Genomic DNA, 23444 nt, shown 5'->3' with positions numbered 1-23444 from the left:
CACGCCACACGTGTGTCCTGAGCCAAGAGTTTTTCGGAGCGACAACCATGATTACCGTCCGTGAAGCGGACGTGCGCGTCGGTGCGCGTCTGCTGCTGTCCGGCGTTTCCTTTCACCTTGCCCCCGGCGATCGCGTCGGCCTCGTCGGCCGTAACGGGGCGGGCAAGACCACTTTGATGAAGGTGCTGGCGGGGGAGCTCGCGCCTGTTTCCGGGGGCGTCCGGCTCACGGGGTCCCTGGGGTACCTCTCGCAGGATCCCGGTGCCGCCGATCCCGCGGTCAGCGTGCGGGACCGGATTCTGTCCGCCCGTGGGCTCGATCGGGCCGTGCGGGAGCTGCGTGCCGCCGAGGAAGCCATGGCCGCTGTGGGCGGGGGTGTCGAGCTGGAGCGGGCCATGGGGCGGTACGTGCGGGCCGAGGAGGAGTTCCAGGCCCGGGGCGGGTACGCGGGGCAGGGGGAGGCCGCGCGGGTCGCCGCGGGACTCGGGCTGTCCGAGCGGGTGCTGGGGCAGGCCGTCGGGGAGCTGTCCGGCGGGCAGCGGAGGAGGGTCGAGCTCGCCCGGATCCTCTTCGCCCGGCATGACGTGCTGCTGCTCGACGAGCCCACCAACCATCTCGACGCCGACTCCGTTGCCTGGCTGCGGAGTTATCTGGGGGGCTACCCGGGGGGTGTTCTTCTCGTCAGCCATGACCGGGAGCTGCTGGGGGGTGTCGTCAATCGGGTCTTCGCGCTGGATCCGGGGCGGGCTTCCCTCGACGTCTACAACACCGGGTGGGACGTCTATCTCGAGCAGCGTGACGCCGCTGAGCGGCGGCGGGTGCGGGAGCGGGCCGCCGCCGAGCGCAAGGCCGCCTCGCTGCGCGCCCAGGCCGCCACGATGCGGGCCCGCGTCTCCACCGCGACCCGCGCCAAGAACATGGAGCGCAGGGCCGGGCGCATGCTCGACGCCCTGGAACCCGTACGCCGGGTGGACAAGGTCGCCCGGATCCGGCTGCCCGAGCCCGCGCCCTGTGGGCGGATGCCCCTGGGGGCCGTCCGGCTCGTGAAGGCGTACGGGGGCAGGAGTGTGCTGGGAGGGGTCGATCTTGCCGTGGACCGGGGGACGAGGCTGGTCGTCCTCGGGCTCAACGGGGCGGGGAAGACCACCCTGTTGAGGCTTCTCGCCGGGCAGGAGCAGCCCGATGCGGGGCGGGTCGTGCACGGGCACGGGCTGCGGCTCGGGTACTTCGCGCAGGAGCACGACACCCTGCGCGCCGACCGGACCGTGCGCGAGAACCTCGCCGCCGCCGCGCCGCATCTGACCGATGGTGAGGTGCGGGGCGTGCTCGGGTCGTTCCTGTTCGGCGGGGATGACGTGGAGAAGACGGCGGGCGTTCTGTCCGGGGGTGAGAAGACGCGGCTCGCGCTCGCCGGGCTCGTGCACTCGGGGGCCAATGTGCTGCTCCTGGACGAGCCGACGAACAACCTCGACCCCGCGTCGAGGGACGAGGTGCTCGGGGCCGTCGGTACATATCCCGGTGCCGTCGTGCTGGTCACCCATGACGAGGGGGCCATCGACGCGCTGCGGCCCGACCGGGTCCTCGTCCTGCCGGACGGGGTCGAGGATCTGTGGAGTCCGGACTATCGGGAGCTGGTCGCCCTCGACTGAACTCCCGTTGTGAGCACGGGACTCACCAGGTCTGTGAGCCCTGCATCGGGCGGGGGAGGGGCTTCGTCCCCTGCCCCGACCGGCGCAGGCGCAGCGCGAGGAGGGGGAAGACCAGGACCGACACCATGCCTGCGCCGACCAGGGCCGCCGCCTCGCCCGCCGTCAGGACCTTGTCGTCGAGGCCGATCGTGGTGATGGCGACGACGAGGGGGAGCGCCGTGGCGTTGTGGAGGAGGAGCGCCGTGCGGTCCCTGCGGCCGAGGTCGCGGGGGGCGAGGGCGTACGCGGGCAGGCCGCGGACCAGGAGGAAGAGCAGGACGAAGGCGGGGAGGAGGAGCAAGGAGCGGCCGCCGTGGAGGAGGGCGTCGAGGTCGAACTGGATGCCCGTCACGATGAAGAAGATCGGGACGAGGAAGCCGAAGCCCATCGCCTCGATCTTGGAGAGGATCAGCTCGCTGCTCTCCGGGGCGGCGCCGTTCAGGACGAGCCGGGTGAGCAGGCCCGCCGCGAAGGCGCCGAGGAGCGTGTCGAGGCCGAAGGCGGCGGCGAGGCCGAGCATCGCGGCGAGCAGCAGCATCACGAAGCGGACCGCGAACTGGGCGCTGCTGTGCAGGGTCCTGGCGATGACGTCCGCGAACCAGGGCGGGCGCGGGCGCAGGGCCCAGAGGACCGCGGCGGCCGTCACGGCGGCGAAGGCGGCGAGCAGGACGGTGGAGCGGCCCGGGTTGCGGCCGCTGAGCAGCAGTGACATCGCGATGATCGGGCCGAACTCGCCGACCGTCCCGAACGCCATCATGACCGTCCCGAAGCGGCCCTTCAGGTCCCCGGAGTCGCGCAGGATCGGCAGCACCGTGCCGAGCGCGGTGCTGGTCAGGGCGGTGCCGATGACGAAGCTCTTGGTGACCGCGCCGCCGGTCAGCGCGAAGGCGATGCCGAGCCCGGCCGCCAGCGAGATCGCCCAGGCCGACACCGAGCGGCGCAGGGTGTCCCCGCGCACGGCCGCGAATTCGATCTCGTACCCGGCGAGGAAGATCAGCATCGACAGGCCGAGGTTGGAGAGGACGTCGACGGCCTCCTCGTGGTGGGTGAGGCCGAGCACGTCGGGGCCGATGAGGATGCCGAGGAGGATCTCGAAGATCACGAGCGGGACCGGGATCCAGCGGCCGATGCCGTATGAGAGGAGGGGGGCGAGCACCGCGATGCTCATGATCAGAATCAGCGTCCCCGGCTGCGACATAGTCCGTATCTAACAGTAAAGTCGGGCAAAACGGTCGGACTCTGTGGTGCGTGAGGGGATCCATGAGCCAGGACGCGGACGAGAAGGCGGACGCGAGGGCGGGCGAGAGCGCGGACGAGAAGAACGGGGGCGTTCCGGCGGCGAAGCCCGGGCTGTGGAAGCGCTGTCTGTGGGGCGGGCTCGCCCTGTGGCTGCTGACCGCCGTCATCACGTACGCCACCAAGAACACCAACCTGCTGCCCACCCTCATCCTTCTCGGCAGCTTCCTGGTCCCGGGTGTCTTCGTGCTCTGGGCGTACGAGAAGCACGGCCGCGACCTGGGGCTCGGCGTGCTGCTCAACTGCTTTGTGGTGGGCGGTGTCCTGGGGGTGCTCGGGGCGTCGGTCATGGAGTACTACCTGGTGCATCCCTCGGTGTGGATGTTCGTCCTGGTGGGGCTCATCGAGGAGGCCGTGAAGCTGGCCGCGCTGATGTGGGTGCTGCGGCGGTTCCGGCGGCTGCGCGGGGTGCGGGCCGGGATGGTGCTCGGGGCGGCGGTCGGCTTCGGGTTCGCCGCCTTCGAGAGCGCGGGGTACGCGTTCAACGCCGTCGTCACGATGCGCGGGCTCGACCTGCGCTCGCTGATGGAGACGGAGATCCTGCGGGGGCTGCTCGCGCCGTTCGGGCACGGGCTGTGGACGGCGATCGCGGGCGGGGTGCTGCTGAGGTTCCGGGAGCCGGGGGGTCGCTTCCGCTTCCCGGGCGCCGTCGTCCTCACGTATCTCGGCGTCTCCCTGCTGCACGCACTGTGGGACTCGATGCACGGCATCGCCGTCTGGCTGGTCACGCGCGTCACCGACACCGGACTGCAGCGCCAGCTCTTCGCGCAGGGCTATCTGCCCGAGCCCACCCAGCAGCAGAAGCACCTGTTCACGGTCTTCTCGGACGGGGGGCTCGTCCTTGTCTCGCTGGTGGGGGTGGCCTGGTTGCTCAGCCTCGCGCGGTCGGGCCGGTCGGGTGCGTCGGACGGGTCGGGCCGGTCGGGGCGTGGGGGGCGTCGGCCGGCTCGCTAGCGTCGGGCGGTGTCTCCAGCGGTACGCCGAGACGCTCCGCCTGCCGCTCCGGGCGCAGGAAGCAGAGCGCGAGGACGCCCGCGAGCGCGGTGAGCGCGGCGGTGAGCAGGAACGCCGTGCGGTACCCGGCCGCGTCCGAGCCCGCCGCGTCGACCACGCGCCCGACCGTCCACGGCGCGAGCATCCCGGCCGAGGCGTAGACGAAGGCGAGCGCGCCGAGCACCACGCCGCGCTGGGAGGGCGGGCTGATCCGGGCGCAGGCCGTCTGCGCCACCGTCATGATCACGTTGGCCAGGGCCATCGGGCCGAGCAGCAGCACGATCTTCAGCCAGAGCAGGTCGGTGGCGGCGAACAGCGCGAGCGCGCAGGACGCCACCGCCATCAGCGCCCCGGCCGCCATGCCGCGCCCCGGCCGGCCCTTGCGGCGCTGGACGAGCAGCCCGTGGGTGAGCAGCACGACGCCATTGGCGAGCGCCGCGAGCGTGACGAGCAGGCCCGCCTGGCGCAGCGTCAGCCCGCACACCGTCTCGAAGTAGTCCGGCATCCACGTCAGCGCGGAGCTCAGCGTCCAGTACGCGGCGAAGGCGCCGAAGGCGGCGGTCAGCCAGGTGCCGGTGAGGAGGATGCGGCGGTACGGGAGGGTGGGGCTGTTGGTCACAGTGGGGCCATTACTCACGGTGGGGCCGCTGCTCACGGTGGGGACCGCCGCCGTGCCGGGAGCCGCCCCGCGGGTCGTCGCGAGCCCCGGCGCGTACGGGCCCTCCTCGCCCCGCACCGCCCAGTACCCCGCCCACAGCAGCCCCACGATCCCGACCACCCCGAACGCCCAGCGCCAGCCCCAGTGGTCGATGACCAGGGTCAGGGTGGGCGCCGCCACCGCGACCCCCGCCGCGGCCCCGGTCAGCAGCACCGCCGTGGGCAGGGTGCGCTCGCGCTGTGTGAACCAGCCGTGCAGGTGGTGCGTGGCCACCGGCAGGGCCGGGCCCTCGGCGGCGCCGAGCAGCACGCGCGTCGCGATCAGGGTGCCGAAGCCCGCGGCGCCCCACAGCATGGGCAGCTGGGCGGCCGACCACAGCAGGGCCATGCCGAGCAGCAGCCAGGTGGTGCGGACCGTCCGGGTCAGATACGAGACGCCGAGCGCGGCCAGGCTGAACAGGGTGAAGAAGGCCGCCGAGGCAAGGCCGAACTCGCCCCGGGTCAGGCCGAGTTCGTGCCGGATCGGCTTGGCGGCGAGGCCCATCACCGTCTTGTCGGCGAAGTTGACGAGCATGAACGCGAGCAGGGTCCAGGTGGTGCGCCAAGCGGTGGTGGCAGTGGCAGTGGCACCGGCAGTGGCACCGGCACCGGCAGGTGTGGCGGCGTCGGCGCTGCTCCTGTGCTCCGTCATAGCCCGCGCTCCCCTTCGTCGGCTCCGTCGTCGGCTCCGGTCCCGCACGGCCGCCCCGCGCAGCTCCCCGGCGCAGCGGTCCCGCACGGCCGCCCCGTCCAGTGGTCCCGCGGGGGCGCCCCGTCCAGCGGTCCCGCACCGCCTCGATCCTGCGGCGGCCGGGGTCTGTGCGACAGGCGCCGGGGTCACAGTTCCGGGGGCCGGTTAGTGTGACGTGTCACAAGGAGGAGCCATGGGGGCCACAGAGGCCACGGAGACGGACCCGCTCCCGGAGCTGAGTGACGCGGCCCGCGCCCTCGCCGCCCGCTGCGAGCCCCGGGTGAACGAGCTGGCCCGGCGCATGAGCCAGGGCGCCTTCGAGCGGCTGCGCGGCTACGACCGGCTCCCGTCCGACGTGAAGGACGTGGAGATCGCCGCCACCGCCCGGCACGGCCTGCGCCTCTTCCTCGACCGGGTCGGCGGCGGCGAGGGCGCGCACCCGGCGGGCGACTACGACTACTTCCGCGAGCGGGCCGCCCAGCGCGCCGAGGAGGGCATGCCCCTGCATCTGCTCCTCGGCACCCACACGCTCGGCGCCCACGTCCTGTGGCGGGCCCTGCGGGACGCGGCGCGCCCCGGCGAGGAGGGTGCCCTGGCCGAGCTGAGCGACTACCTCTTCGGCGCCCAGCAGCGCATCGTCACCGCCGTCACCGAGACCTATCTCGACGAGCAGACCGCCATCGCGGCCGAACGCCGGGAGGAGCGGCGGTCGTTGGCGCGGGCCCTGCTCGCGGGCGCCGGGGGCGGCGGGGTCGAGGGGCCGGTCCTGGTCCTCTGTCTGCGGTTCCCCCCGGGCTCCGTTCCCGCGCCCTCTCCCACTCCGGCGCCCGTCGCCGCGCGCCGCCTGGTCCGCCGGCTCCAGGCCGCACTGGACCGGGCCTTCGGCGCCGAGGTGCTGACCCTGGTGGACGGGGGCGGCGGGCACGCCCTGGTGCCGGGACACACCGACGCACCCGATGAACTGCCCGCTCTGCTGCGGGAGTTGCGGGAGATCTGCGGACCGGGGCTGCGCCTGGCCGCCGCCCGTGCCGAGCGCCCCGCGGACATCGCGGAGGCCGCCCGCACCACCACGGAGATCGTCCGGGTGGCCCGCGCCTGCGGCCGCCCGCCGGGCCTGCACCGGCTCGACGACGTGCTGCTCGAGTTCCACCTCTCCCGGACCGGCGCGGGCAGCGAGCGGATCGCCGCGCTGCTCGAACCGGTCGCGGAGCGGCCCGAGTTGACCGAGACGCTGCGCACCTACCTGGAGGCGGGCCAGGACCGCAGGGCCACCGCGCGGCGGCTCAGCCTGCACCCCAACACGGTCGACAACCGCCTCACCCGCGTCGCTGCCCTGACCGGCATCGACCTCACCACGCCGCACGGCACCGCGCTGGCCCTCGCGGCCCTGCTGCTCCGTATGCGGACGGAGTGACGGATTCCCGTACGGGCGGACTCGCCCGCGTACGGGCTATTCGATCTCGACGGGGCCGCCGGACGACCGGTCGGCGTCGTCACGGTTCGGCTGGCCGCCGAGGTACCGCTGGAGCGCGGCGCCCGGCCCGTCCGAACCGGACTTCTCCGCCCCGCCGTTGGCGAGGTTCGTGCGCACCGAGTCGAGGATGGTCAGGCCCTGGCCGACGAGGCCGGCCGCGATCTCGCCGAGGCCGTCGGCGCCGTTGAGGACGTTGACGTTGGCGCCGGAGAGGCCCGCCGACGCCTCCTTGACGATCTGCGGGAGCTGGTCGATCAGCATCCGGTCCAGCGCCACCCGGTCGTACGAGGCGGCGGCCTCGGCCTGGATCTTCATCCGCTCGGCCTCCGCCATCGCGAGCACCCGGATCCGCTCGGCGTCGGCCTCGGCGGGCTTGACCACCTCGGCGACCAGCTGCTGCTGGCGCAACTCGGCCTGGCGCTGGGCGAGTTCGGTCTGCGCGTCCAGGACCTCCTGCTGTGCGTGCGCGTCCGCGAGCGGGCCCGCCTGGGCGGCCCTGGCCTGGGCGCGGTCCACCTCCGCGGTGTACTCGGCCTGCACGACGGCGGTCTGGCGGGCGTACTCCGCCTGGTTGCGGGCGGCCACCTGCTCGGCCTCGGCGGCGGCCTGCTTCGCCTTCGCCTGGGCGATCTGGGCCTGCTGCTGGATGGCCGCCTTGTGCGGGGCGGACATCGCCGCGATGTAGCCGGTGTCGCCGTCGTCGATGGACTGGATCTGCAGCGAGTCCACGTGCAGGCCGATCTTCGCCATCTCGGCCTTCGAGGTGTCCAGGACCTCCGTGGCCAGCTTCTGCCGCTCCGTGACGATCTCCTCGACCGTCATCGAGCCGATGATGGACCGGAGGTGACCGGCGAAGATGCGCCCGGTCAGGACGGACATCTGGTCCTGGTCGGAGAGGAAGCGCTGCCCCGCGTTGACGATCGACTCGTCGTCGTTGCCGACCTTGAAGGCGATCACGGCGCGCACGGTCAGGGCGATGCCCTGCCGGGTCACGCACTTCTCGACGACCTCCGCCTCGCACATCGCGAGGGTGAGGAAGCGGGTCTTGCGGAAGACCGGCAGCACGAACTTGCCGTGGCCCGTCACGACGCGGAACGGCGCGCCCTTGAGCCCTCGCCTGCCGCCCGAGATCAGCATTGCCTGGTCGGGTGCGGGAACGCGGTAACCGAACATGGATCGTCTCCTCAACCTGCGTCGCCGGACCCGCCGGTCAACGCGTCCAACGGATCAGCCCATGCGATGACGGCGACCTGACGGCTGCCCCGCGACTCGATCACCAGCACGGTGGCGCCGTGGGGGAGCGGCTCGTCGGACCAGGCGAGGAAGGTCTCGGAGCCCCCGCGGACCCGTACCAACACCTCACCCGGTCCCGCGGCTCCACGGGTGCCGATGACCAGCTCCCCCGTGAGGCCGACGACAGCCTCGTCCGGCGCCATGGGCGGCCGCCCCCTTGTCGTGCACATACGTCATGCCTGGTCTGTGTGCCTGGTCTGCCAACTGTCATGCCTGGCCCTGGATCCTGACCTTAGCGCTCCAGACATCAAGGGCCCACGGTTGGTTCCCGGTTACCCAGTCGCCCTTGAGTACGGGCACTCATGTGGGCGCCGGGGCCGGAGAGTTGACTGGTCCCATGTCCGAGACCACCGCTCCCGCGCAGCCGGCTCCCCGGCAGGCGACCCCGGCTCCCCGCTCCTGGGTCGCGCCCCTGGTCGCGTCCCTCATCACCCTGCCCCTGATGGGCCTCGCCTATTTCAGCGCCGTGTTCTCCTCGATGGCCTGCGACGCCTGCTCGAGCGCGGAGGCGGGCCCGTTCGAGTCCAGCTACGAAGTGGCGTTCCTCCTGCTCCAGTTCGGCCTGTTCGTCCCGGCGGGCATGCTCGTCACCAGCTGGTCCATGCCCGCGCAGCGGCGCTACGAGGCGAAGCGGGCGCTGGTGGCGTTCCTCGCCCCGGTCGTCGTGGTCTTCGAGTTCCTGCTCTTCATGGCGCTGGTCGACTGGCCGTGACGGTGACCGTGGCCGACCGACGCCGACGGTGTATGAAGGCCAGGGCGAGCGCCACGGCCACCGCCGCCAGGTGCTCGCGCCCCGCGAGGTCGGGGCGGGCCACGGAGCCGATGACGGTGGACAGCGCTCCCGCGGCGAACAGGGCGGTGGACCCGCGGACCGCCGCCACATAGACGAAGAGCCCCACGATCGCGGCGGACGCCCCGGTGTCCACGGCCTGTGCGGTGTCGACGGGCAGCCCCACGCGCTCCGGGCCGAGCGCCACCATGAGGCGCGCCGTCAGGGTTCCGGCGAGCGTCACGCCGTACGCGACGAACAGGGTCCGCGCCCACCCGAGCAGCAACTGCCCGAGCGCGAAGGCGAAGAAGAGCCGCGGCAGTCCGCCCCACGCCGACAGGTCCCGCGCGGGGACGAAGAGCGAGACCGGGGTGCGCAGCAGGGAGACCCAGAACGGCTGGTCCGCGCGCACCTCGCTGAGCACGCGCAGCGCGGCGTCCCCGGCGGGCGTCTGCTGCCAGGAGTGCAGGCCGACGACGGCGACGACGGCGAACAGGGCCAGCGAGATCCCGGCGACGCCGCGCGCCCGGAGCGCACGCCAGGCGGCGACGGGGACGGCCCGCCACTCGTGACGGAGGCCGGTCCGGAGGGCGTTCCGGAGGGCGTTCCGGAGGGCGGTGGCGCGGCGCCGGGGCCAGGGGGTGGTCCGCCGCGGGGCCTCGGCCGGTCCTTCGTGTGCCGGTCCCGACCCTTCGTACGCCGGTCCCGAGCTCGATATGCGGCCGTCGGCGCCATCCGCGCTTGCTGTGTCCGTGCTCGCCGTCGTGCCCTCGGTGGCGCTCTCCGCCGCTATCCGCGGCACCCGCCGCCCCCGTCCTTGCCTCCGCTGCCGCCCTCGCTCTCCTCGCCACGGGCGCCGTCCCAGCCGTGTTCGAGGAGAGCGAAGCCGCGCTCGACGGCGGCGCGGCGGGTGTGCGGGCCGGCGGCGATGTCGCCCGCCTGGAGGGCGAAGCGGGCCAGGGCCGCGCAGAGCAGGTCGTCCTCGGGGGCGCCCTCGGCCTCGGCGACGGCGCGGGCCAGGGCCGTCTCGTGGCGCATCCACATCCGCCGGCCGTAGTCGTGCAGGGCCGGGGTGTTCTCGATGAGCTCGACGAAGTCCTGCTGCTCGGGCTCGTCCCGCGCGGGGTCGGTGAGCTCCAGGATCCGCTCGCGCAGGGCCGCGAGGACCGACTGGCCGGGGCCGCGGTCGCGTACGGCCGAGACCAGGTACTCCTCGATCTCCGAGTCCCGGTCGAAGACCAGCGCCTCCTTGCTCGGGAAGTGCTTGAAGAGCGTCGTCGTGGAGACGTCGGCGGCGTCCGCGACGTCCTTCACGCTCACGCGGTCGTAGCCGCGCTCCAGGAAGAGCCGCAGCGCCGCGTCGGCCAGGGCCTTGCGGGTGGCGGCCTTCTTGCGCTCGCGGCGGCCCAGGGGGGCGGGGGGCTGCGGCGTGGTGTCGGTCATGGTCCGAGCGTACCTCTCTCAGTTGCCCCGCTTTAAAAGTTGTCTCGTTGCACTTTTTTAGTGAGTGTGCTTTTCTGGCTGTACTTCCCCCCGCCTCCTCCCTGTGAAAGGGGTGATCGGCCATGTCCGCAGAACCTCTCCCCACGGCCGAGCCCGAGTCCCCGGCGTCCCCGGCGTCCCCGGCCCCCAAGAACATCCGCCTCACGCTGCTCGGCGTGATGCTGGCGATGCTGCTCGCGATGCTCGACAACGCGATCGTGGGTACGTCGATGCCGACGATCGTCGGCGACCTGGGCGGCCTCGCCCACATCTCCTGGGTGGTGACCGCGTACACCCTGGCGACCGCCGCCTCGACCCCCGTATGGGGAAAGTTCGGCGACCTCTTCGGCCGCAAGCGGATCTTCCTCGCCTCGGTCGTGGTCTTCCTGCTCGGCTCGGTGCTGTCCGGGGCCGCGCAGTCGATGGGCCAGCTCATCGGGTTCCGGGCCGTCCAGGGGCTCGGCGCCGGGGGCATCGCGGCGCTCGCCTTCGCCCTCATCGGCAGCCTGGTGTCCCCGCGTGAGCGCGGCCGCTACCAGGGCATGACCGCCACCGTCATGGCGATCGGCACCGTCGGCGGCCCCCTCGTGGGCGGCCTGGTCGCCGACCACCTGGGCTGGCGCTGGGCGTTCTACGTCAACATCCCGCTCGGCCTGCTCGCCCTCGTCTGGTGCGCGGTGCTGCTGAAGCTGCCCGCGACCCGGGGCGGGGCCCGCGTCGACTGGCCGGGCATCGCGCTGATGACCCTCACGATCAGCTCGGTCGTCCTCGCCGCCACCTGGGCGGGCACGCGCTACGCGTGGGGCTCCTGGCAGATCCTGGGCCTCGCCGCCACCGCCGCGGCCGGACTCGCCCTCTTCCTCGCCTCCCAGCGCCGGGCGCCCGAACCGGTGCTGCCGCTGCGGGTGTTCGCCGACCGCAACTTCCGGCTCGCCTGCGTGATGGTGTTCGGCGCGGGCGCGGTCATGTTCGGGGCCACGCTCTATCTGCCCCTCTTCCAGCAGAGCGTCCAGGGCGCGTCCGCCACCAACTCGGGCCTGCTGCTCCTGCCGCTGATGCTGCCGATCGCCCTCGTCTCCAACATCGCGGGCAAGGTGATGTCGAAGACCGGCACGTACAAGATCTTCCCGGTCCTGGGCGGCGCCTTCCTCACCGTGGGCTGCGCCCTGCTCGCCACCATGGACACCGGTACGTCGCGCGCCGTCTCCGGCGTCTACATGGCCCTGGTCGGCATCGGCCTCGGCTTCCTGATGCAGATGACCACGACGATCGCGCAGAACAGCGTGGAGATGCGCGACTTGGGCGTGGCCTCGGCGGGCGTCACCCTCTTCCGCACGATCGGCGGCTCGCTCGGCGTCGCGGTGTTCGGCTCGCTGTTCAACCACGCGACGGAGGCGGCCCCCGAGGGCGGCCACGGCCACCTCTCGGCGATCGCCACCGGCACCCACCAGATCTTCCTGGTCGCGGCCGGGCTCTGTGCTCTCACGTTCGTGGCCGCGCTCTTCATCAAGGAGGTGCCGCTGCGCGGAAAGCCGACGCCTCCGTCGGCACAGACGTCTCCGACGCCTCCGACAACTGCGATGCCTCCCGGGCAAGGGCGCGTGACCCATGTCACTCAGCGAGACGAGACGGATCGTATTGCCAAAGGCGCCTCGCGCCCGTAGAGTGCTGCGCATGGGTTCCCTGTGATGCTGACCGCCGCGCCGATGGCCGCGTAGAGCCGAGCTCCGCCGCCTCCGCGCACGCCGCCCGTCATCGACCGACGACCCACGGCCGGCTCAGCCGCCGAGAACAGGGGCGCCCCCATGCACACCTCATCACTCGCGACCACGACCACGGTCACTTCACCCTCGGCGCCCGCGCAACTGGCGCTCCAGGACATCACCAAGCGCTACCCGGACCACACGGTCCTCGACTCCGTCTCCCTCGCCGTCAAGCCGGGCGAGAAGGTCGGCGTCATCGGGGACAACGGTTCGGGCAAGTCGACCCTCCTGAAGCTCATGGCGGGCCGACTGGAGCCGGACAGCGGCGAGTTGACGGTGCACGCACCCGGTGGCACGGGCTACCTCGCGCAGACCCTGGAGCTGCCGCCCGAGGCCACCGTGCAGGACGCCGTCGACCTCGCCCTCGCCGACCTGCGCGACCTCGAGGAGCGACTGCGCGCGACCGAGGCCGAGTTGGCCGGGGGGCTCGCGGGCGCCGGTCTCGACGCGGCCCTGACCTCGTACGGGGAGCTGGTCGAGCGCTACGAGTCCCGCGGCGGCTACACGGCCGACACCCGCGTCGACACCGCCCTGCACGGACTCGGCCTGCCCGGCCTGGCGCGCGGACGGCGCCTCGGGACGCTCTCCGGCGGCGAGCGCTCCCGCCTGGCGCTCGCCGCCACGCTCGCCTCCCGGCCGGAGCTGCTCCTGCTCGACGAGCCGACCAACGACCTGGACGACCAGGCCGTGCACTGGCTCGAGGAACACCTGCGCGGCCACCGCGGCACCGTGGTCGCGGTCACCCACGACCGGGTGTTCCTGGAACGGCTGACCACCACCGTCCTCGAAGTCGGCGCCCGCACGGTGCTGCGCCACGGGGACGGCTACGAGGGCTACCTCGCGGCGAAGGCGGCCGAACGGCGGCGCAGGCTCCGGGAGTACGAGGAGTGGCGCACCGAACTCGCCCGCAACCGGCGCCTCGTGGACACCCATACGGCCCGCCTCGACGGGATGCCGCAGAAGATGTCGCTCGCGGTCTTCGGCCACGGGGCCTTCCGGGCCCGCGGCCGGGGCCACGGCGCGATGAGCCGCATCCGCAACGCCAAGTCCCGCCTGGAACGCCTGACGGACACCCCTGTGGCCCCGCCCCCGGTGCCGCTCACGTTCACGGCCCGGATCACCACGGCAGCGGAAAGGGCGCCACACGCAGAAACAGAAAGGGAGCCACACGCAGAAGCAGAAAGGGAGCCACACGCAGAAGCAGAAAGGGAGCCACATGAGGAGCCACATCTGGAGGCGGCGGTCGAGATCGAAGACCTGCGCGTCGCGGACCGCCTGCACCTCCCCGAGCTACGCCTGGGGGCAGCCGAACGCCTCCTGGTGACCGGCCCGAACGGCGCGGGCAAGAGCACCCTGTTGCGGGTCCTCGCAGGGGAGCTGCGCCCGGACTCCGGTTCGGTACGGGTGCGAGGCCGCGTGGGCCACCTGCGACAGGAAGGAACACCCTGGCCCCCGACCCTGACGGTCCTCGCCGCCTTCGCCCGGGGCCGCGTGGGCACCCCGGACGAACACGCCCAACTCCTGCTCTCCCTCGGCCTGTTCGCCCCGCCGGAACTGCGCCTCAGGGTGGGCGACCTCTCGTACGGCCAGCGCCGCCGCATCGAACTGGCCCGCCTGGTCACCGAGCCCACCGACCTGATCCTCCTCGACGAGCCGACGAACCACCTGGCTCCCGCACTCGTCGAGGACCTGGAACAGGCCCTGGAGCGCTACGAGGGAGCCCTGGTGCTCGTCACCCACGACCGCCGCACCCGCTCCCGCTTCAGGGGCTCTCACCTGGCGCTGGACGGAGGCCGCAGCACTTCCCCGAGGAGTGCGCCGAACTCCTCGGGGTGAGTGGTCGTCCCCGTGTGCCCACCGGGAAAGTGGAGCGGCTCCGCACCGAGCCGCTCGGCCAGGAAGGAGGCGGCGCGGTACGGCAGTTCACCGCGTGAGTCCTGCCCGCAGCCGACCACGAGGCGGTCGTTCAGCGCCGTGAGCCGGTCGAGATCCGGCGCGTAGGCCGTGAAGACGGGCAGGATGCGGCTGACGAAGAACGGCAGGTTGGCCATGGTCTGCTCGGCCCGCGCGGCGGCCTGCGGCGGAAGCTCCATCCGAGCCTCCGCCGCGGCGCCGCCGGGACCGTCAGGAGCGCTCTCCTTGGCCATCCCCGCGGCGAAGACAGCCATGGCGGGCATGAGCCCTTCCGCCCGGAAGACCTCGTGCACGCGCGCGAAGAGCGCGTGCTGCGCGGCGGCGTCCGGCAGGACGTCCACGACCGGCGGCTCGTGCGCCACGACGCGTACGAGGCGTTCGGGCCGGTCGGCGAGCAGCCGCAGGGCGACGATCGCGCCCGCGCTGAGCCCGAACACCCGGGCGGGCTCACGGGGCGACAGCAGGTCCAGCATCCGCAGCGCGTCCTCGGCGTGCTCGGCCACGGTCTGCCGGGCCTCGGCATCGTCCAGCACGCTGCGCGACATGCCCCGCGGGTCGTAGGAGGCGACGGTGTACTCGGCGGCCAGCTGGTCGGCGAGCCCGTCGAAGGAGGCCGCGCCCCCCGCCCCTCCGGGAATCAGCAACAACAGGGGCCCCTGCCCCCGCACTTCGTAGTGCAACGTCGCGCCGCTCACGGGCAGGGTGCCGACGACAGGGGTGGTCATGAGGGTCTCCTTCACCATTTCCTAGGACCCCTAGGTTTTACCTAGAGGCCCTAGGAAGCGGCAACCGGATAAAGCGCGCCGAGCCAGGGAGGGAACGACGAAGGCCCGGACCGTCGAAACGGTCCGGGCCTTCTGCCGGCGGAGGATACGAGATTCGAACTCGTGAGGGGTTGCCCCCAACACGCTTTCCAAGCGTGCGCCCTAGGCCACTAGGCGAATCCTCCGCCGCAAACAATACAAGACGTTGAGGAGTGCTCGCGAACCCGTTCCCGGTGAGGGGGTCCGGTGCGCTTCTGTCCGGGGAGCGGACTCGTTCGCACCCCCGGGGATCGGCTACTGTGTGGGTCAGCCCCTCACGTGGCGCTATCTGACTGAACTCCCCCAGGGCCGGAAGGCAGCAAGGGTAGGTCGGCTCTGGCGGGTGCGTGAGGGGCGCTTTGCGTTCTGGGCGCGATGGGGCGGGGCGGGGGCGGATCGGTTCGGGCGGTTCGGGTTGTCAGTGGGCGCCTATAACCTCGTATGCGTGTCGTCTCTCGCGCTGTACCGCCGCTATCGCCCGGAGTCGTTCGCCGAGGTCATCGGGCAGGAGCATGTAACCGACCCGCTGCAGCAGGCGCTGCGGAACAACCGGGTCAATCATGCGTACCTGTTCAGCGGCCCGCGCGGCTGCGGCAAGACGACGAGCGCGCGGATCCTGGCCCGCTGTCTGAACTGTGAGGAAGGTCCCACTCCGACCCCCTGCGGGGAGTGCCAGTCCTGCCGGGACCTGGCGAGGAACGGACCGGGGTCGATCGACGTCATCGAGATCGACGCCGCTTCTCACGGTGGTGTGGACGACGCGCGTGATCTGCGGGAGAAGGCGTTCTTCGGCCCGGCGAGCAGCCGGTACAAGATCTACATCATCGACGAGGCCCACATGGTCACGTCGGCGGGGTTCAACGCCCTCCTGAAGGTCGTCGAAGAGCCTCCGGAGCACCTCAAGTTCATCTTCGCCACGACGGAGCCCGAGAAGGTCATCGGGACGATCCGTTCGCGCACGCACCACTACCCCTTCCGGCTGGTCCCGCCCGGGACGCTGCGGGAGTACCTGGGCGAGGTGTGCGGCCGCGAGCAGATGGCCGTCGAGGACGGGGTGCTGCCGCTCGTCGTGCGGGCCGGGGCCGGGTCCGTGCGTGACTCGATGTCCGTCATGGACCAGCTCCTCGCCGGTGCGGGTGAGGCGGGTGTGACGTATGCCATGGCCACCTCGCTGCTCGGGTACACGGACGGCTCGCTGCTCGACTCCGTGGTCGAGGCGTTCGCCTCGGGGGACGGGGCGGCCGCCTTCGAGGTCGTGGACCGCGTCATCGAGGGGGGCAACGACCCGCGCCGGTTCGTCGCCGACCTGCTGGAGCGGCTGCGCGACCTGGTGATCCTCGCCGCGGTTCCGGACGCGGCGGAGAAGGGGCTCATCGACGCCCCGGCCGACGTCGTGGAGCGGATGCAGGCACAGGCGGGCGTCTTCGGCGGCGCCGAGCTGAGCCGCGCCGCCGACCTCGTCAACGAGGGACTGACCGAGATGCGGGGCGCCACCTCGCCCCGGCTCCAGCTGGAGCTGATCTGCGCGCGCGTGCTGCTGCCCGCGGCGTACGACGACGAGCGCTCGGTCATGGCCCGCCTGGACCGCCTGGAGCGCGGCGGGAACTTCATGCCGGGCGGCCCCGGCGCGGGCCCCGCCATGGGGTACGTCCCCGGGCCCGAGGCCCATGCGGGCGTGCAGCAGCCGGGCGTCGGGATGCCCGGGGGCGGCATGCCGGGCGGCGGGCCTTCGGGGCCCTCCGGCCCGCCGATGCCGCCGGTTCCGCCCGGGGGTGGGCCCGCCGCGGCCCGGGCCGCCGTGCGGGGTGGCGGTGGAGGAGGTGGCGCCGCCGCCGAGGCGCCGCCCGCTGCGCCCTCCGCGCCCACGGCCCCCGCCCCTGCTGGACCTCCCGTAACTCCCGTAACTCCGGCTGCTCCGGAGCCAGTTGCTGCCCCGGCCCCGCCGGCTGCGGCCCCGGAGCCCGCTGCCCCGGCTCCTGCCCCGGCCGGCGAGCGCCGCCCCGGCGGCTGGCCCACGGCCTCCGCTCCGGGCAGCGGACCGACCGGATCCACATCCACCGGATCCACCGGAGCGGGCGCCTCGTCGGCTGCCGCCTCCGCACCCTCCGCCGCCCCGGAGGGCAACCGCCCCGGCGGCTGGCCCACGGCGGCGCCCGCGGGCGGCGGCGCCCCCACGCCCCAGCCGTCCGCCCCCCAGCCCTCGGCCCCGCAGCCTCCGGCCGCCCCGGCCGCGGCCGCGCAGCCCCAGGCCGCCGCGCCCATGGGCGGGCCCGACCCCCGCTCCCTGTGGCCCAACATCCTCGAAGCGGTGAAGAACCGCCGCCGCTTCACCTGGATCCTGCTCAGCCAGAACGCCCAGGTGGCGGGCTTCGACGGCACCACGCTCCAGCTCGGCTTCGTCAACGCGGGAGCGCGGGACAACTTCGCGAGCAGCGGCAGCGAGGACGTCCTGCGCCAGGCGCTGAGTGAGCAGTTCGGCGTCCAGTGGAAGGTCGAGGCGATCGTCGACCCCTCGGGCGGCTCGGCACCCCCGCCCGGCGCGGGCCCCGGCTTCGGCGGCGGCGCCCCCGCGGGCGGTGGCTTCGGCGGATCCGGCGGACCGGCATCCGGCGGCGGCTTCGGCGGTGGTGGATACGGCGGAGGCGGCGGATACGGCGGCGGCGCCCCCTCCGCGCCCGCCCCCCAGCGCCCCGCGCCCCCGCAGCAGCCCGAGGCCCAGCCCTCCGCCCCGCCCCAGGCACAGGCCCCGGCCCCGTCCGCCCCCACGGGATCCGCCCCGTCGGCCCCGGCCGACCGGACCCCTGACGCGCCCCCGCCCCCGGAGCCCCCCGCCCCGGAGCACCACCACGTCGCCCCCGAGGACGACATCCCCGAGGACGACGACCCGGACCTGGTCGAATCCGCCCTGTCCGGCCACGACTTGATCATCCGTGAGCTCGGCGCGACGGTGGTCGACGAGTACCCGAACCAGTAGCCGCCCGTCCCGGACCGGCGACCCTTCGTCCGTCCGGGACCGGCGGTGACGGTGGTCGAGGACTACCCGGACCAGTGGCCGCCCGTCCCGGACCGGCGGCCCTTCGTCCGTCCGGGACCGGCGGTGACGGTGGTCGAGGACTACCCGAACCAGTACGCCGCCCGTCCGGGACCGGCGTACCTCTCGCCCGTCCCGGATTTGCGCCCCTCGCCTGTCCCGGACCGGCGCCCCTCGCCCGTCCCGGACCGGCGCCCCTGCGCCCGGCTCGCACCGGCCCACCCAAGCCCCACCCAAGCCCCACCCAAGCCTCACCCTGATCCACCCAAGCCCCAGCCGGGCCTCACCCCGATCCACCCAAGCCCCACCCGGGCCCACCCAAGCCCATCCAGCCCCCGCTCGACCTGGATAAACCCACAAAGCCTCCTCCGGCCCTGGCTTGGGAACCCGTACAAGAGCGGTCCGTGGGCCGGGCTACCCTGGCCCCGTGAAGGTCCTAGTCATCGGCGGCGGTGCCCGCGAACACGCCCTGTGCCGCTCTCTGTCCCTCGACCCCGGCGTCACCGCCCTGCACTGCGCGCCCGGCAACGCGGGCATCGCCGAGGTGGCGCAGACGCACCCGGTCGACGCCCTCGACGGCGGCGCCGTGGCCGCGCTCGCCACCGGGCTCGGCGCGGAGCTCGTCGTCGTCGGCCCGGAGGCGCCGCTCGTCGCGGGCGTCGCCGACGCCGTGCGCGCCGTGGGCATCCCCTGCTTCGGGCCCTCGGCGAAGGCGGCCCAGCTGGAGGGCTCGAAGGCGTTCGCCAAGGACGTGATGGCGGGCGCCGCCGTGCCCACCGCGCGCTCGTACGTGTGCACCACCCCGGCCGAGGTGGACGAGGCGCTCGACGCCTTCGGGGCGCCGTACGTGGTCAAGGACGACGGGCTCGCCGCGGGCAAGGGCGTCGTCGTGACCGAGGACGTCGAGGCCGCCCGCGCGCACGCGAACGCCTGCGACCGCGTCGTCATCGAGGAGTTCCTCGACGGCCCCGAGGTCTCGCTCTTCGCGATCACCGACGGCACGACGGTCCTGCCGCTCCAGCCCGCCCAGGACTTCAAGCGCGCGCTCGACGGCGACGAGGGCCCCAACACCGGTGGCATGGGCGCCTATTCGCCGCTGCCGTGGGCCGACCCGAAGCTGGTCGACGAGGTCATGGCGAGTGTCCTGCAGCCGACCGTCGACGAGCTGCGCCGCCGCGGCACCCCCTTCTCGGGTCTGCTGTACGCGGGGCTCGCGATCACCAGCCGCGGCGTGCGCGTCATCGAGTTCAACGCCCGCTTCGGCGACCCGGAGACCCAGGTCGTGCTGGCCCGTCTGCAGACCCCGCTCGCCGGGGTCCTGCTGGCCTCGGCCGACGGCACCCTCGCCGACCTGCCCCCGCTGCGCTGGAGCGACGACGCCGCGGTCACCGTGGTCGTCGCCTCGCACAACTACCCGGACACCCCGCGCACCGGCGACCCCATCGAGGGGCTCGCGGATGTCGCGGCGAAGGATGCCCCGGACGCGTACGTCCTGCACGCCGGGACGAAGCAGAGCGGCGCGGACGTCGTCAGCGCGGGCGGCCGTGTGCTCTCCGTGACGGCGACCGGGACCGACCTGGCGCAGGCCCGTGAGCGGGCGTACGCGGCGGTCGCCCGGATCCGGCTCGACGGCTCCCAGCACCGTACGGACATCGCGGCGAAGGCGGCCGCCGGGGCGTGAACCGGGGCGAGCCCGGGTGAGCCGGGGGTCAGCCAGGGGGGAGTCGGAGGTGAACCGGGGGTGAGTCGGGCCCGGGCGAATCTCGGACAACTCTCGGACAACTCCCGGGCAACCCCTGGACTGCCCCACCTCCCGTCACCCAGCTTTGCCCAAAGCCATTCCATCGGGTGACCACTGCCCCATCCGGCTGACGCTGCGCCGCACCCCAACTAGGGTGCGGCGCAAGACTTCCGGCGCCCAGAAGCCAAACAGACCACCGGCATTGCGATGTCAGTGGCGGGTGCCACAGTGGGGGAGTGAGCAACGCAAGCCTGTGCGGTCAGACATCGGCTCCGGCCGGGGGCCGAGCCGCAGTGGGCAGTAGGGGGTGACATCGCTCGTGTCCGGTATGGGTACAGGGGGTGCTGAGGGCACGGAGGTGGGCGCGCAGGCCGCGCGCTCCCGGGCCCTCGCCGTGCTGCGCATCCGCAGCAGGGCGCTGGCCGTGGCCCTGCTGCCCGCAGCCGTGGCCGTCGTGCTCATCGCCGGTGGGCTCACGGGCCATATGAGCGGCGGCAGTTGGGGCGCCGCGCGCTGGGTCGTGACGGTCGCCGCCGTGCTCGTGCTGCTCGCCGCGGCCGGCATCGCGCTCGTGGTGGCCCGCGCACGCCCGGCCGTGAGCCCCACGGTCCCGATCGCCGAGACCGCCGCCCCCGACCTCTACCGCATGGTGCGTGACCTCGCCGACCGCCTGGACGTGCCGGCCCCCTCGGCCATAGCGCTCACCCCGGACTGCGACAGCTGGCTGGAGGACCGCACGCACCCCGCGCACGGCCCGCCCGCGCCCCAGGAGATCCCGGGCACGCCCCCGGGCCGCGCGAGCGGCACCCGCGAGCCCACCGCCCCCGTCCTGGTCATCGGCTCCCCCTTCCTGTGGTGGATGCGGGTCGGCGAGCTCCGTGCCGTCCTCGCCCCCGTCGTGGCGGGCACCGGACCCTCGGCGCACCCCGACATAGCGGCGGCCCGGCGCTTCGTGCGCGGGCTCGACGCGGCCGTCGCGGTCGCCTCCGCCCCCGGCCCGCTGACCCGCTCGGTCCTCGGCGGCGTCGGCTGGGTGGCGAGGCTCCTGCTGCGCAGCTGTCGCGGGCATGCCGCCGAGATGGAGCGGGGCGTCGCCGCGGCCGCCGCCGAGCGCGCCCAGGCCGTGGACTACGGGGTGCGGATCGTCGCCCAGGAGCAGGTCGGCCTGGCGTACGCGGGCTGGGACCGGCTCCTGACCCGGGTCGCGCTGCCCGCCTGGCGCATGGGCCGCTGGCCCTCCCGGCTGGACGCGGGCGTGGTCTCCGCCCTCACCGAGCTCTCCCGCCGCGACCGCCTCGCGGAGGGCTTCACCTCCCGCCTCGGCGAGCGCCCGGCCTGCGACCTCCTGGAAGAGCCGGGTTCGGTGGACGAGGCGGCCTCGCTGCTCGCCGCCCGCCTCTTCCACGGCGGCCCGGCGGAGCCCGGCCCCGGCTGGGCCCCGGTGGCCTGGCAGGAGTATCCGGACGAGGTGGTGGACCGCAAGTGGCGCACCGACGCCGCCCGCCTCCACCGCGTCCTCGACTCCCTCGGCGTGAGCCACTCCGCCGACTCCACCGCCCCCGACCCCGAGGGCCCCACCCTCAGCCGCGTCCTCGACCACCTCACGGCGGCCCCCGACACCCAGGCCGCCCACCGGCCGGGCCCCACCCCGGTGAGCCCCGCCCCGGAGCAGGTCCCGTTCCCGGAGACCGACGAAGAGGACCCCACGGACGGGATGGACGGCCACGGCGGCATCCTCGCCGCGAGCCTCAGCGCCGAGCTGGCCCGCGAGGAGGCCGCCGCCCCCGCACCCCCGGCCCCCACGGGCACATCACCGGACGACGCGCTGTGGGACGACGGCCTGCTCCCCCTCTTCCCCCTGCAACCCCCGCGCACGGGACGCGAGTTGCTCGCCGACCACGTGACCGCCATGGTCTGCTGCGCGGCCGTCGACACCGCGGGCGCGGCCCCCGGCCTCGACTGGCTGGACGGCCCCTCCCTGCTGGTCGACGGAGAGCGGGCGGTCGACCTCGCCCCCCGCGTCCTCAGCCTGGTCGAGGACGGCGACCCCGAGCCCCTGCGCGGCTGGCTCACCACCCTCGGCGTCCGCCCGGAGAAGCCGGTCCGCCTCGTATGAGCCAAGCCGGGCTCGCAAAGTTGCACCGGAGGGAAACGTTCCGGTCACGTCAATCCGCGACAAACGGTGACGGAGTGCGTGCGTAATGTGATGTGCTGGGGTCGGTCACTGACACAGCGCACCAGGGCACGCCACCCCAGCCGTACGGAGCCGGGGGCGGAGCCCGACGCTCGGGGGAGCGAGGGAGGGGAAGAGCCATGGGGTCGGAGGGCGCGCACATCCGGCGGTGGGAATCGGGCGCGCTCGCGCATGCCGTGACGGACCCCTTCGGCCAGGGCCCGCTGCCCTGGCTGCGCGGCGCGGAGCACTACTTCGACGACACCGGCCAGGTCGTCCCCTGGTACGTGGACCATGTCCCCGCCTCCGGAGCCGCCGAGATCCCCGCCCCCCGCGCCGACACCACGGGCCCGCGCACCGCCGACGACGTGCACCGCCAGATCAAGGGCTTCACCTCCACCGGCGCCGCCGCCCCCGGCGAGGCGATCGACTTCCACATCACCGTCGACCCGCCCCAGCAGTTCAGCGTCGACATCTACCGGATCGGGCACTACGGGGGCGACGGGGCCTCGAAGATCACCACCAGCCCCCGCCTCTCCGGCATCGTCCAGCCCGCCCCGCTCACCGCGGACCGCACGGTCTCCTGCCACCACTGGTGGCTCTCCTGGCGCCTGCAGATCCCGAGTTACTGGAACATCGGGGCGTACGTGGCGGTCCTCACCACCGCCGACGGCTACCGCTCGCACGTCCCCTTCACGGTCCGCGACAACCACCCCGCCGACCTCCTGCTGCTCCTGCCCGACATCACCTGGCAGGCGTACAACCTCTATCCGGAGGACGGCAGGACGGGCGCCAGCCTCTACCACGCGTGGGACGAGAAGGGCGGTCTCCTCGGCGAGGGCGAGGCGGCCGTCACGGTCTCCTTCGACCGCCCGTACGCGGGCGCGGGCCTGCCCCTCCACGTGGGCCACGCCTACGACTTCATCCGCTGGGCCGAGCGCTACGGCTACGACCTGGCCTACGCCGACACCCGCGATCTGCACGCGGGCCGCATCGACCCCACCCGCTACCGGGGCCTGGTCTTCCCCGGCCACGACGAGTACTGGTCGGCCAATATGCGCCGCACCACCGAGCTGGCCCGCGACGGCGGCACCTCGCTCGTCTTCCTCTCCGCCAACACCATGTACTGGCAGGTGGAGTTGGGCCCCTCGCCGTCCGGCGTCCCGGACCGCCTGCTCACCTGCCGGAAGCGCCGTGGCCCGGGCCGCTCCGCCCTCTGGCGCGAACAGGACCGCGCGGAGCAGGAGTTGCTCGGCATCCAGTACGCGGGCGGTGTCCCCGAGCCGCACCCCCTAGTCGTGCGCAACGCCGAGCACTGGCTCTGGGACGCGACGGGCGCGCACGAGGGCGACGAGATCGAGCACCTCGTCGCGGGCGAGGCCGACCGCTACTTCCCGCGCACCCCGCTCCCCGAGCACCAGGGCCGCATCCTCCTCGCCCACTCCCCGTACGCGGACGGCGAGGGCGGCGTCCGCCACCAGGAGACGTCCCTGTACCGCGCCCCGTCCGGCGCCCTCGTCTTCGCCTCCGGCACCTTCGCCTGGTCCCCGGCGCTCGACCGCCCCGGCCATGTGGACACCCGCGTCCAGCGCGCCACGGCCAACCTCCTCGACCGCATCTGCAAGCGCGACTGAGAC

General features: G+C 73.5%; 17 protein-coding genes, 1 tRNA gene and 1 other RNA gene. 11 read left to right on the top strand and 8 right to left on the bottom strand.

Annotated features, from left to right (window positions below; translation table 11 throughout):
* Positions 1-47: 47 nt before the first annotated feature.
* Entirely contained in the window at positions 48-1649 is a 1602-nt protein-coding gene (locus ACFWYM_RS02185; protein WP_384828947.1) for an ABC-F family ATP-binding cassette domain-containing protein, read from the top strand.
* 22 nt (positions 1650-1671) lie between these two features.
* On the opposite strand, the gene ACFWYM_RS02180 is transcribed toward ACFWYM_RS02185, so the two are convergent.
* A complete protein-coding gene (locus ACFWYM_RS02180) occupies positions 1672-2886 on the bottom strand; it encodes a cation:proton antiporter (RefSeq protein ID WP_384828946.1) in 1215 nt (404 codons plus the stop codon).
* A gap of 62 nt (positions 2887-2948) precedes the next feature.
* On the opposite strand from ACFWYM_RS02180, the gene ACFWYM_RS02175 reads away from it, so the two are divergent.
* Positions 2949-3938, top strand: coding sequence for a PrsW family intramembrane metalloprotease (locus ACFWYM_RS02175; RefSeq protein ID WP_384828944.1), 990 nt, complete (start codon positions 2949-2951; stop codon positions 3936-3938).
* On the opposite strand, the gene ACFWYM_RS02170 is transcribed toward ACFWYM_RS02175, so the two are convergent.
* The gene (locus ACFWYM_RS02170; RefSeq protein WP_384828942.1) at positions 3856-5325 is read right to left on the bottom strand and encodes an MFS transporter; all 1470 of its coding nucleotides are present in this window, start codon (positions 5323-5325) and stop codon (positions 3856-3858) included. The genes ACFWYM_RS02175 and ACFWYM_RS02170 overlap by 83 nt on opposite strands.
* A gap of 232 nt (positions 5326-5557) precedes the next feature.
* Between ACFWYM_RS02170 and ACFWYM_RS02165 the strand changes: the two genes are divergently transcribed.
* Positions 5558-6778: a PucR family transcriptional regulator gene (locus tag ACFWYM_RS02165; protein WP_384828940.1), complete on the top strand. Its 1221-nt coding sequence runs from the start codon at positions 5558-5560 to the stop codon at positions 6776-6778.
* Between the two features lie 36 nt (positions 6779-6814).
* On the opposite strand, the gene ACFWYM_RS02160 is transcribed toward ACFWYM_RS02165, so the two are convergent.
* Positions 6815-8011, bottom strand: coding sequence for an SPFH domain-containing protein (locus ACFWYM_RS02160; protein WP_384828939.1), 1197 nt, complete (start codon positions 8009-8011; stop codon positions 6815-6817).
* Between the two features lie 11 nt (positions 8012-8022).
* Entirely contained in the window at positions 8023-8274 is a 252-nt protein-coding gene (locus tag ACFWYM_RS02155) for a hypothetical protein (protein ID WP_384828937.1), read from the bottom strand.
* A 194-nt stretch (positions 8275-8468) separates the two neighbouring features.
* On the opposite strand from ACFWYM_RS02155, the gene ACFWYM_RS02150 reads away from it, so the two are divergent.
* Positions 8469-8843 carry a hypothetical protein gene (locus ACFWYM_RS02150; RefSeq protein WP_384828935.1) on the top strand — a complete coding sequence of 125 codons (375 nt, stop codon included), beginning with the start codon at positions 8469-8471 and terminating at the stop codon, positions 8841-8843.
* Here the strand turns inward: ACFWYM_RS02150 and ACFWYM_RS02145 are convergent.
* A complete protein-coding gene (locus tag ACFWYM_RS02145; protein ID WP_384828933.1) occupies positions 8818-9702 on the bottom strand; it encodes a hypothetical protein in 885 nt (294 codons plus the stop codon). The genes ACFWYM_RS02150 and ACFWYM_RS02145 overlap by 26 nt on opposite strands.
* A complete protein-coding gene (locus ACFWYM_RS02140; RefSeq protein ID WP_384828931.1) occupies positions 9690-10343 on the bottom strand; it encodes a TetR/AcrR family transcriptional regulator in 654 nt (217 codons plus the stop codon). Before ACFWYM_RS02140 ends, ACFWYM_RS02145 begins: the two co-directional genes overlap by 13 nt.
* Positions 10344-10465: 122 nt before the next feature.
* Here ACFWYM_RS02140 and ACFWYM_RS02135 point away from each other — a divergent pair, with 122 nt between their 5' ends.
* Both ACFWYM_RS02135 and ACFWYM_RS02130 read left to right on the top strand, forming a co-directional pair.
* On the top strand, positions 10466-12046 hold the full coding sequence (locus ACFWYM_RS02135; protein WP_384828929.1) for an MDR family MFS transporter: 1581 nt from the start codon (positions 10466-10468) through the stop codon (positions 12044-12046).
* 141 nt (positions 12047-12187) lie between these two features.
* The gene (locus ACFWYM_RS02130; protein WP_384828927.1) at positions 12188-13981 is read left to right on the top strand and encodes an ABC-F family ATP-binding cassette domain-containing protein; all 1794 of its coding nucleotides are present in this window, start codon (positions 12188-12190) and stop codon (positions 13979-13981) included.
* On the opposite strand, the gene ACFWYM_RS02125 is transcribed toward ACFWYM_RS02130, so the two are convergent.
* Both ACFWYM_RS02125 and ACFWYM_RS02120 read right to left on the bottom strand, forming a co-directional pair.
* Positions 13918-14784, bottom strand: a complete 867-nt coding sequence (locus tag ACFWYM_RS02125) for an alpha/beta fold hydrolase (RefSeq protein WP_384828925.1) — start codon at positions 14782-14784, stop codon at positions 13918-13920. The two genes, ACFWYM_RS02130 and ACFWYM_RS02125, sit on opposite strands and share 64 nt — an antisense overlap.
* Positions 14785-14923: 139 nt before the next feature.
* Positions 14924-15008, bottom strand: a tRNA-Ser gene (locus ACFWYM_RS02120).
* 120 nt (positions 15009-15128) lie between these two features.
* Between ACFWYM_RS02120 and ffs the strand changes: the two genes are divergently transcribed.
* The 5 genes from ffs to ACFWYM_RS02095 all read left to right on the top strand — a co-directional run bounded on the left by ffs (position 15129) and on the right by ACFWYM_RS02095 (position 23441).
* Positions 15129-15227, top strand: an RNA gene (ffs, locus tag ACFWYM_RS02115) — signal recognition particle sRNA small type.
* An 80-nt stretch (positions 15228-15307) separates the two neighbouring features.
* Positions 15308-17836, top strand: a complete 2529-nt coding sequence (locus ACFWYM_RS02110) for a DNA polymerase III subunit gamma and tau (protein WP_384828923.1) — start codon at positions 15308-15310, stop codon at positions 17834-17836.
* 484 nt (positions 17837-18320) lie between these two features.
* Complete coding sequence (purD, locus tag ACFWYM_RS02105) at positions 18321-19574, top strand: phosphoribosylamine--glycine ligase (RefSeq protein ID WP_384828921.1); 1254 nt, start codon at positions 18321-18323, stop codon at positions 19572-19574.
* A gap of 388 nt (positions 19575-19962) precedes the next feature.
* Positions 19963-21750 carry a hypothetical protein gene (locus ACFWYM_RS02100; RefSeq protein WP_384829410.1) on the top strand — a complete coding sequence of 596 codons (1788 nt, stop codon included), beginning with the start codon at positions 19963-19965 and terminating at the stop codon, positions 21748-21750.
* Between the two features lie 197 nt (positions 21751-21947).
* The gene (locus ACFWYM_RS02095; protein WP_384828919.1) at positions 21948-23441 is read left to right on the top strand and encodes a N,N-dimethylformamidase beta subunit family domain-containing protein; all 1494 of its coding nucleotides are present in this window, start codon (positions 21948-21950) and stop codon (positions 23439-23441) included.
* The last annotated feature ends 3 nt before the right edge of the window (positions 23442-23444 follow it).

It is taken from the genome of Streptomyces sp. NPDC059009, from assembly GCF_042740175.1.
Taxonomy (GTDB): domain Bacteria; phylum Actinomycetota; class Actinomycetes; order Streptomycetales; family Streptomycetaceae; genus Streptomyces.
Note: the sequence above shows the minus strand (reverse complement) of the source record. Positions and strands in the feature narration are given on the sequence as shown.

Coding starts and splice junctions, on each gene's coding strand:
- ACFWYM_RS02130 (WP_384828927.1), top strand. CDS start 12,188: ATGCACACCTCATCACTCGCGACCACGACCACGGTCACTTCACCCTCG.
- ACFWYM_RS02095 (WP_384828919.1), top strand. CDS start 21,948: ATGGGGTCGGAGGGCGCGCACATCCGGCGGTGGGAATCGGGCGCGCTC.
- ACFWYM_RS02175 (WP_384828944.1), top strand. CDS start 2,949: ATGAGCCAGGACGCGGACGAGAAGGCGGACGCGAGGGCGGGCGAGAGC.
- ACFWYM_RS02160 (WP_384828939.1), bottom strand. CDS start 8,011: ATGTTCGGTTACCGCGTTCCCGCACCCGACCAGGCAATGCTGATCTCG.
- ACFWYM_RS02150 (WP_384828935.1), top strand. CDS start 8,469: ATGTCCGAGACCACCGCTCCCGCGCAGCCGGCTCCCCGGCAGGCGACC.
- ACFWYM_RS02185 (WP_384828947.1), top strand. CDS start 48: ATGATTACCGTCCGTGAAGCGGACGTGCGCGTCGGTGCGCGTCTGCTG.
- ACFWYM_RS02180 (WP_384828946.1), bottom strand. CDS start 2,886: ATGTCGCAGCCGGGGACGCTGATTCTGATCATGAGCATCGCGGTGCTC.
- ACFWYM_RS02125 (WP_384828925.1), bottom strand. CDS start 14,784: ATGACCACCCCTGTCGTCGGCACCCTGCCCGTGAGCGGCGCGACGTTG.
- ACFWYM_RS02170 (WP_384828942.1), bottom strand. CDS start 5,325: ATGACGGAGCACAGGAGCAGCGCCGACGCCGCCACACCTGCCGGTGCC.
- ACFWYM_RS02140 (WP_384828931.1), bottom strand. CDS start 10,343: ATGACCGACACCACGCCGCAGCCCCCCGCCCCCCTGGGCCGCCGCGAG.
- ACFWYM_RS02135 (WP_384828929.1), top strand. CDS start 10,466: ATGTCCGCAGAACCTCTCCCCACGGCCGAGCCCGAGTCCCCGGCGTCC.
- ACFWYM_RS02155 (WP_384828937.1), bottom strand. CDS start 8,274: ATGGCGCCGGACGAGGCTGTCGTCGGCCTCACGGGGGAGCTGGTCATC.
- ACFWYM_RS02165 (WP_384828940.1), top strand. CDS start 5,558: ATGGGGGCCACAGAGGCCACGGAGACGGACCCGCTCCCGGAGCTGAGT.
- ACFWYM_RS02100 (WP_384829410.1), top strand. CDS start 19,963: ATGGGTACAGGGGGTGCTGAGGGCACGGAGGTGGGCGCGCAGGCCGCG.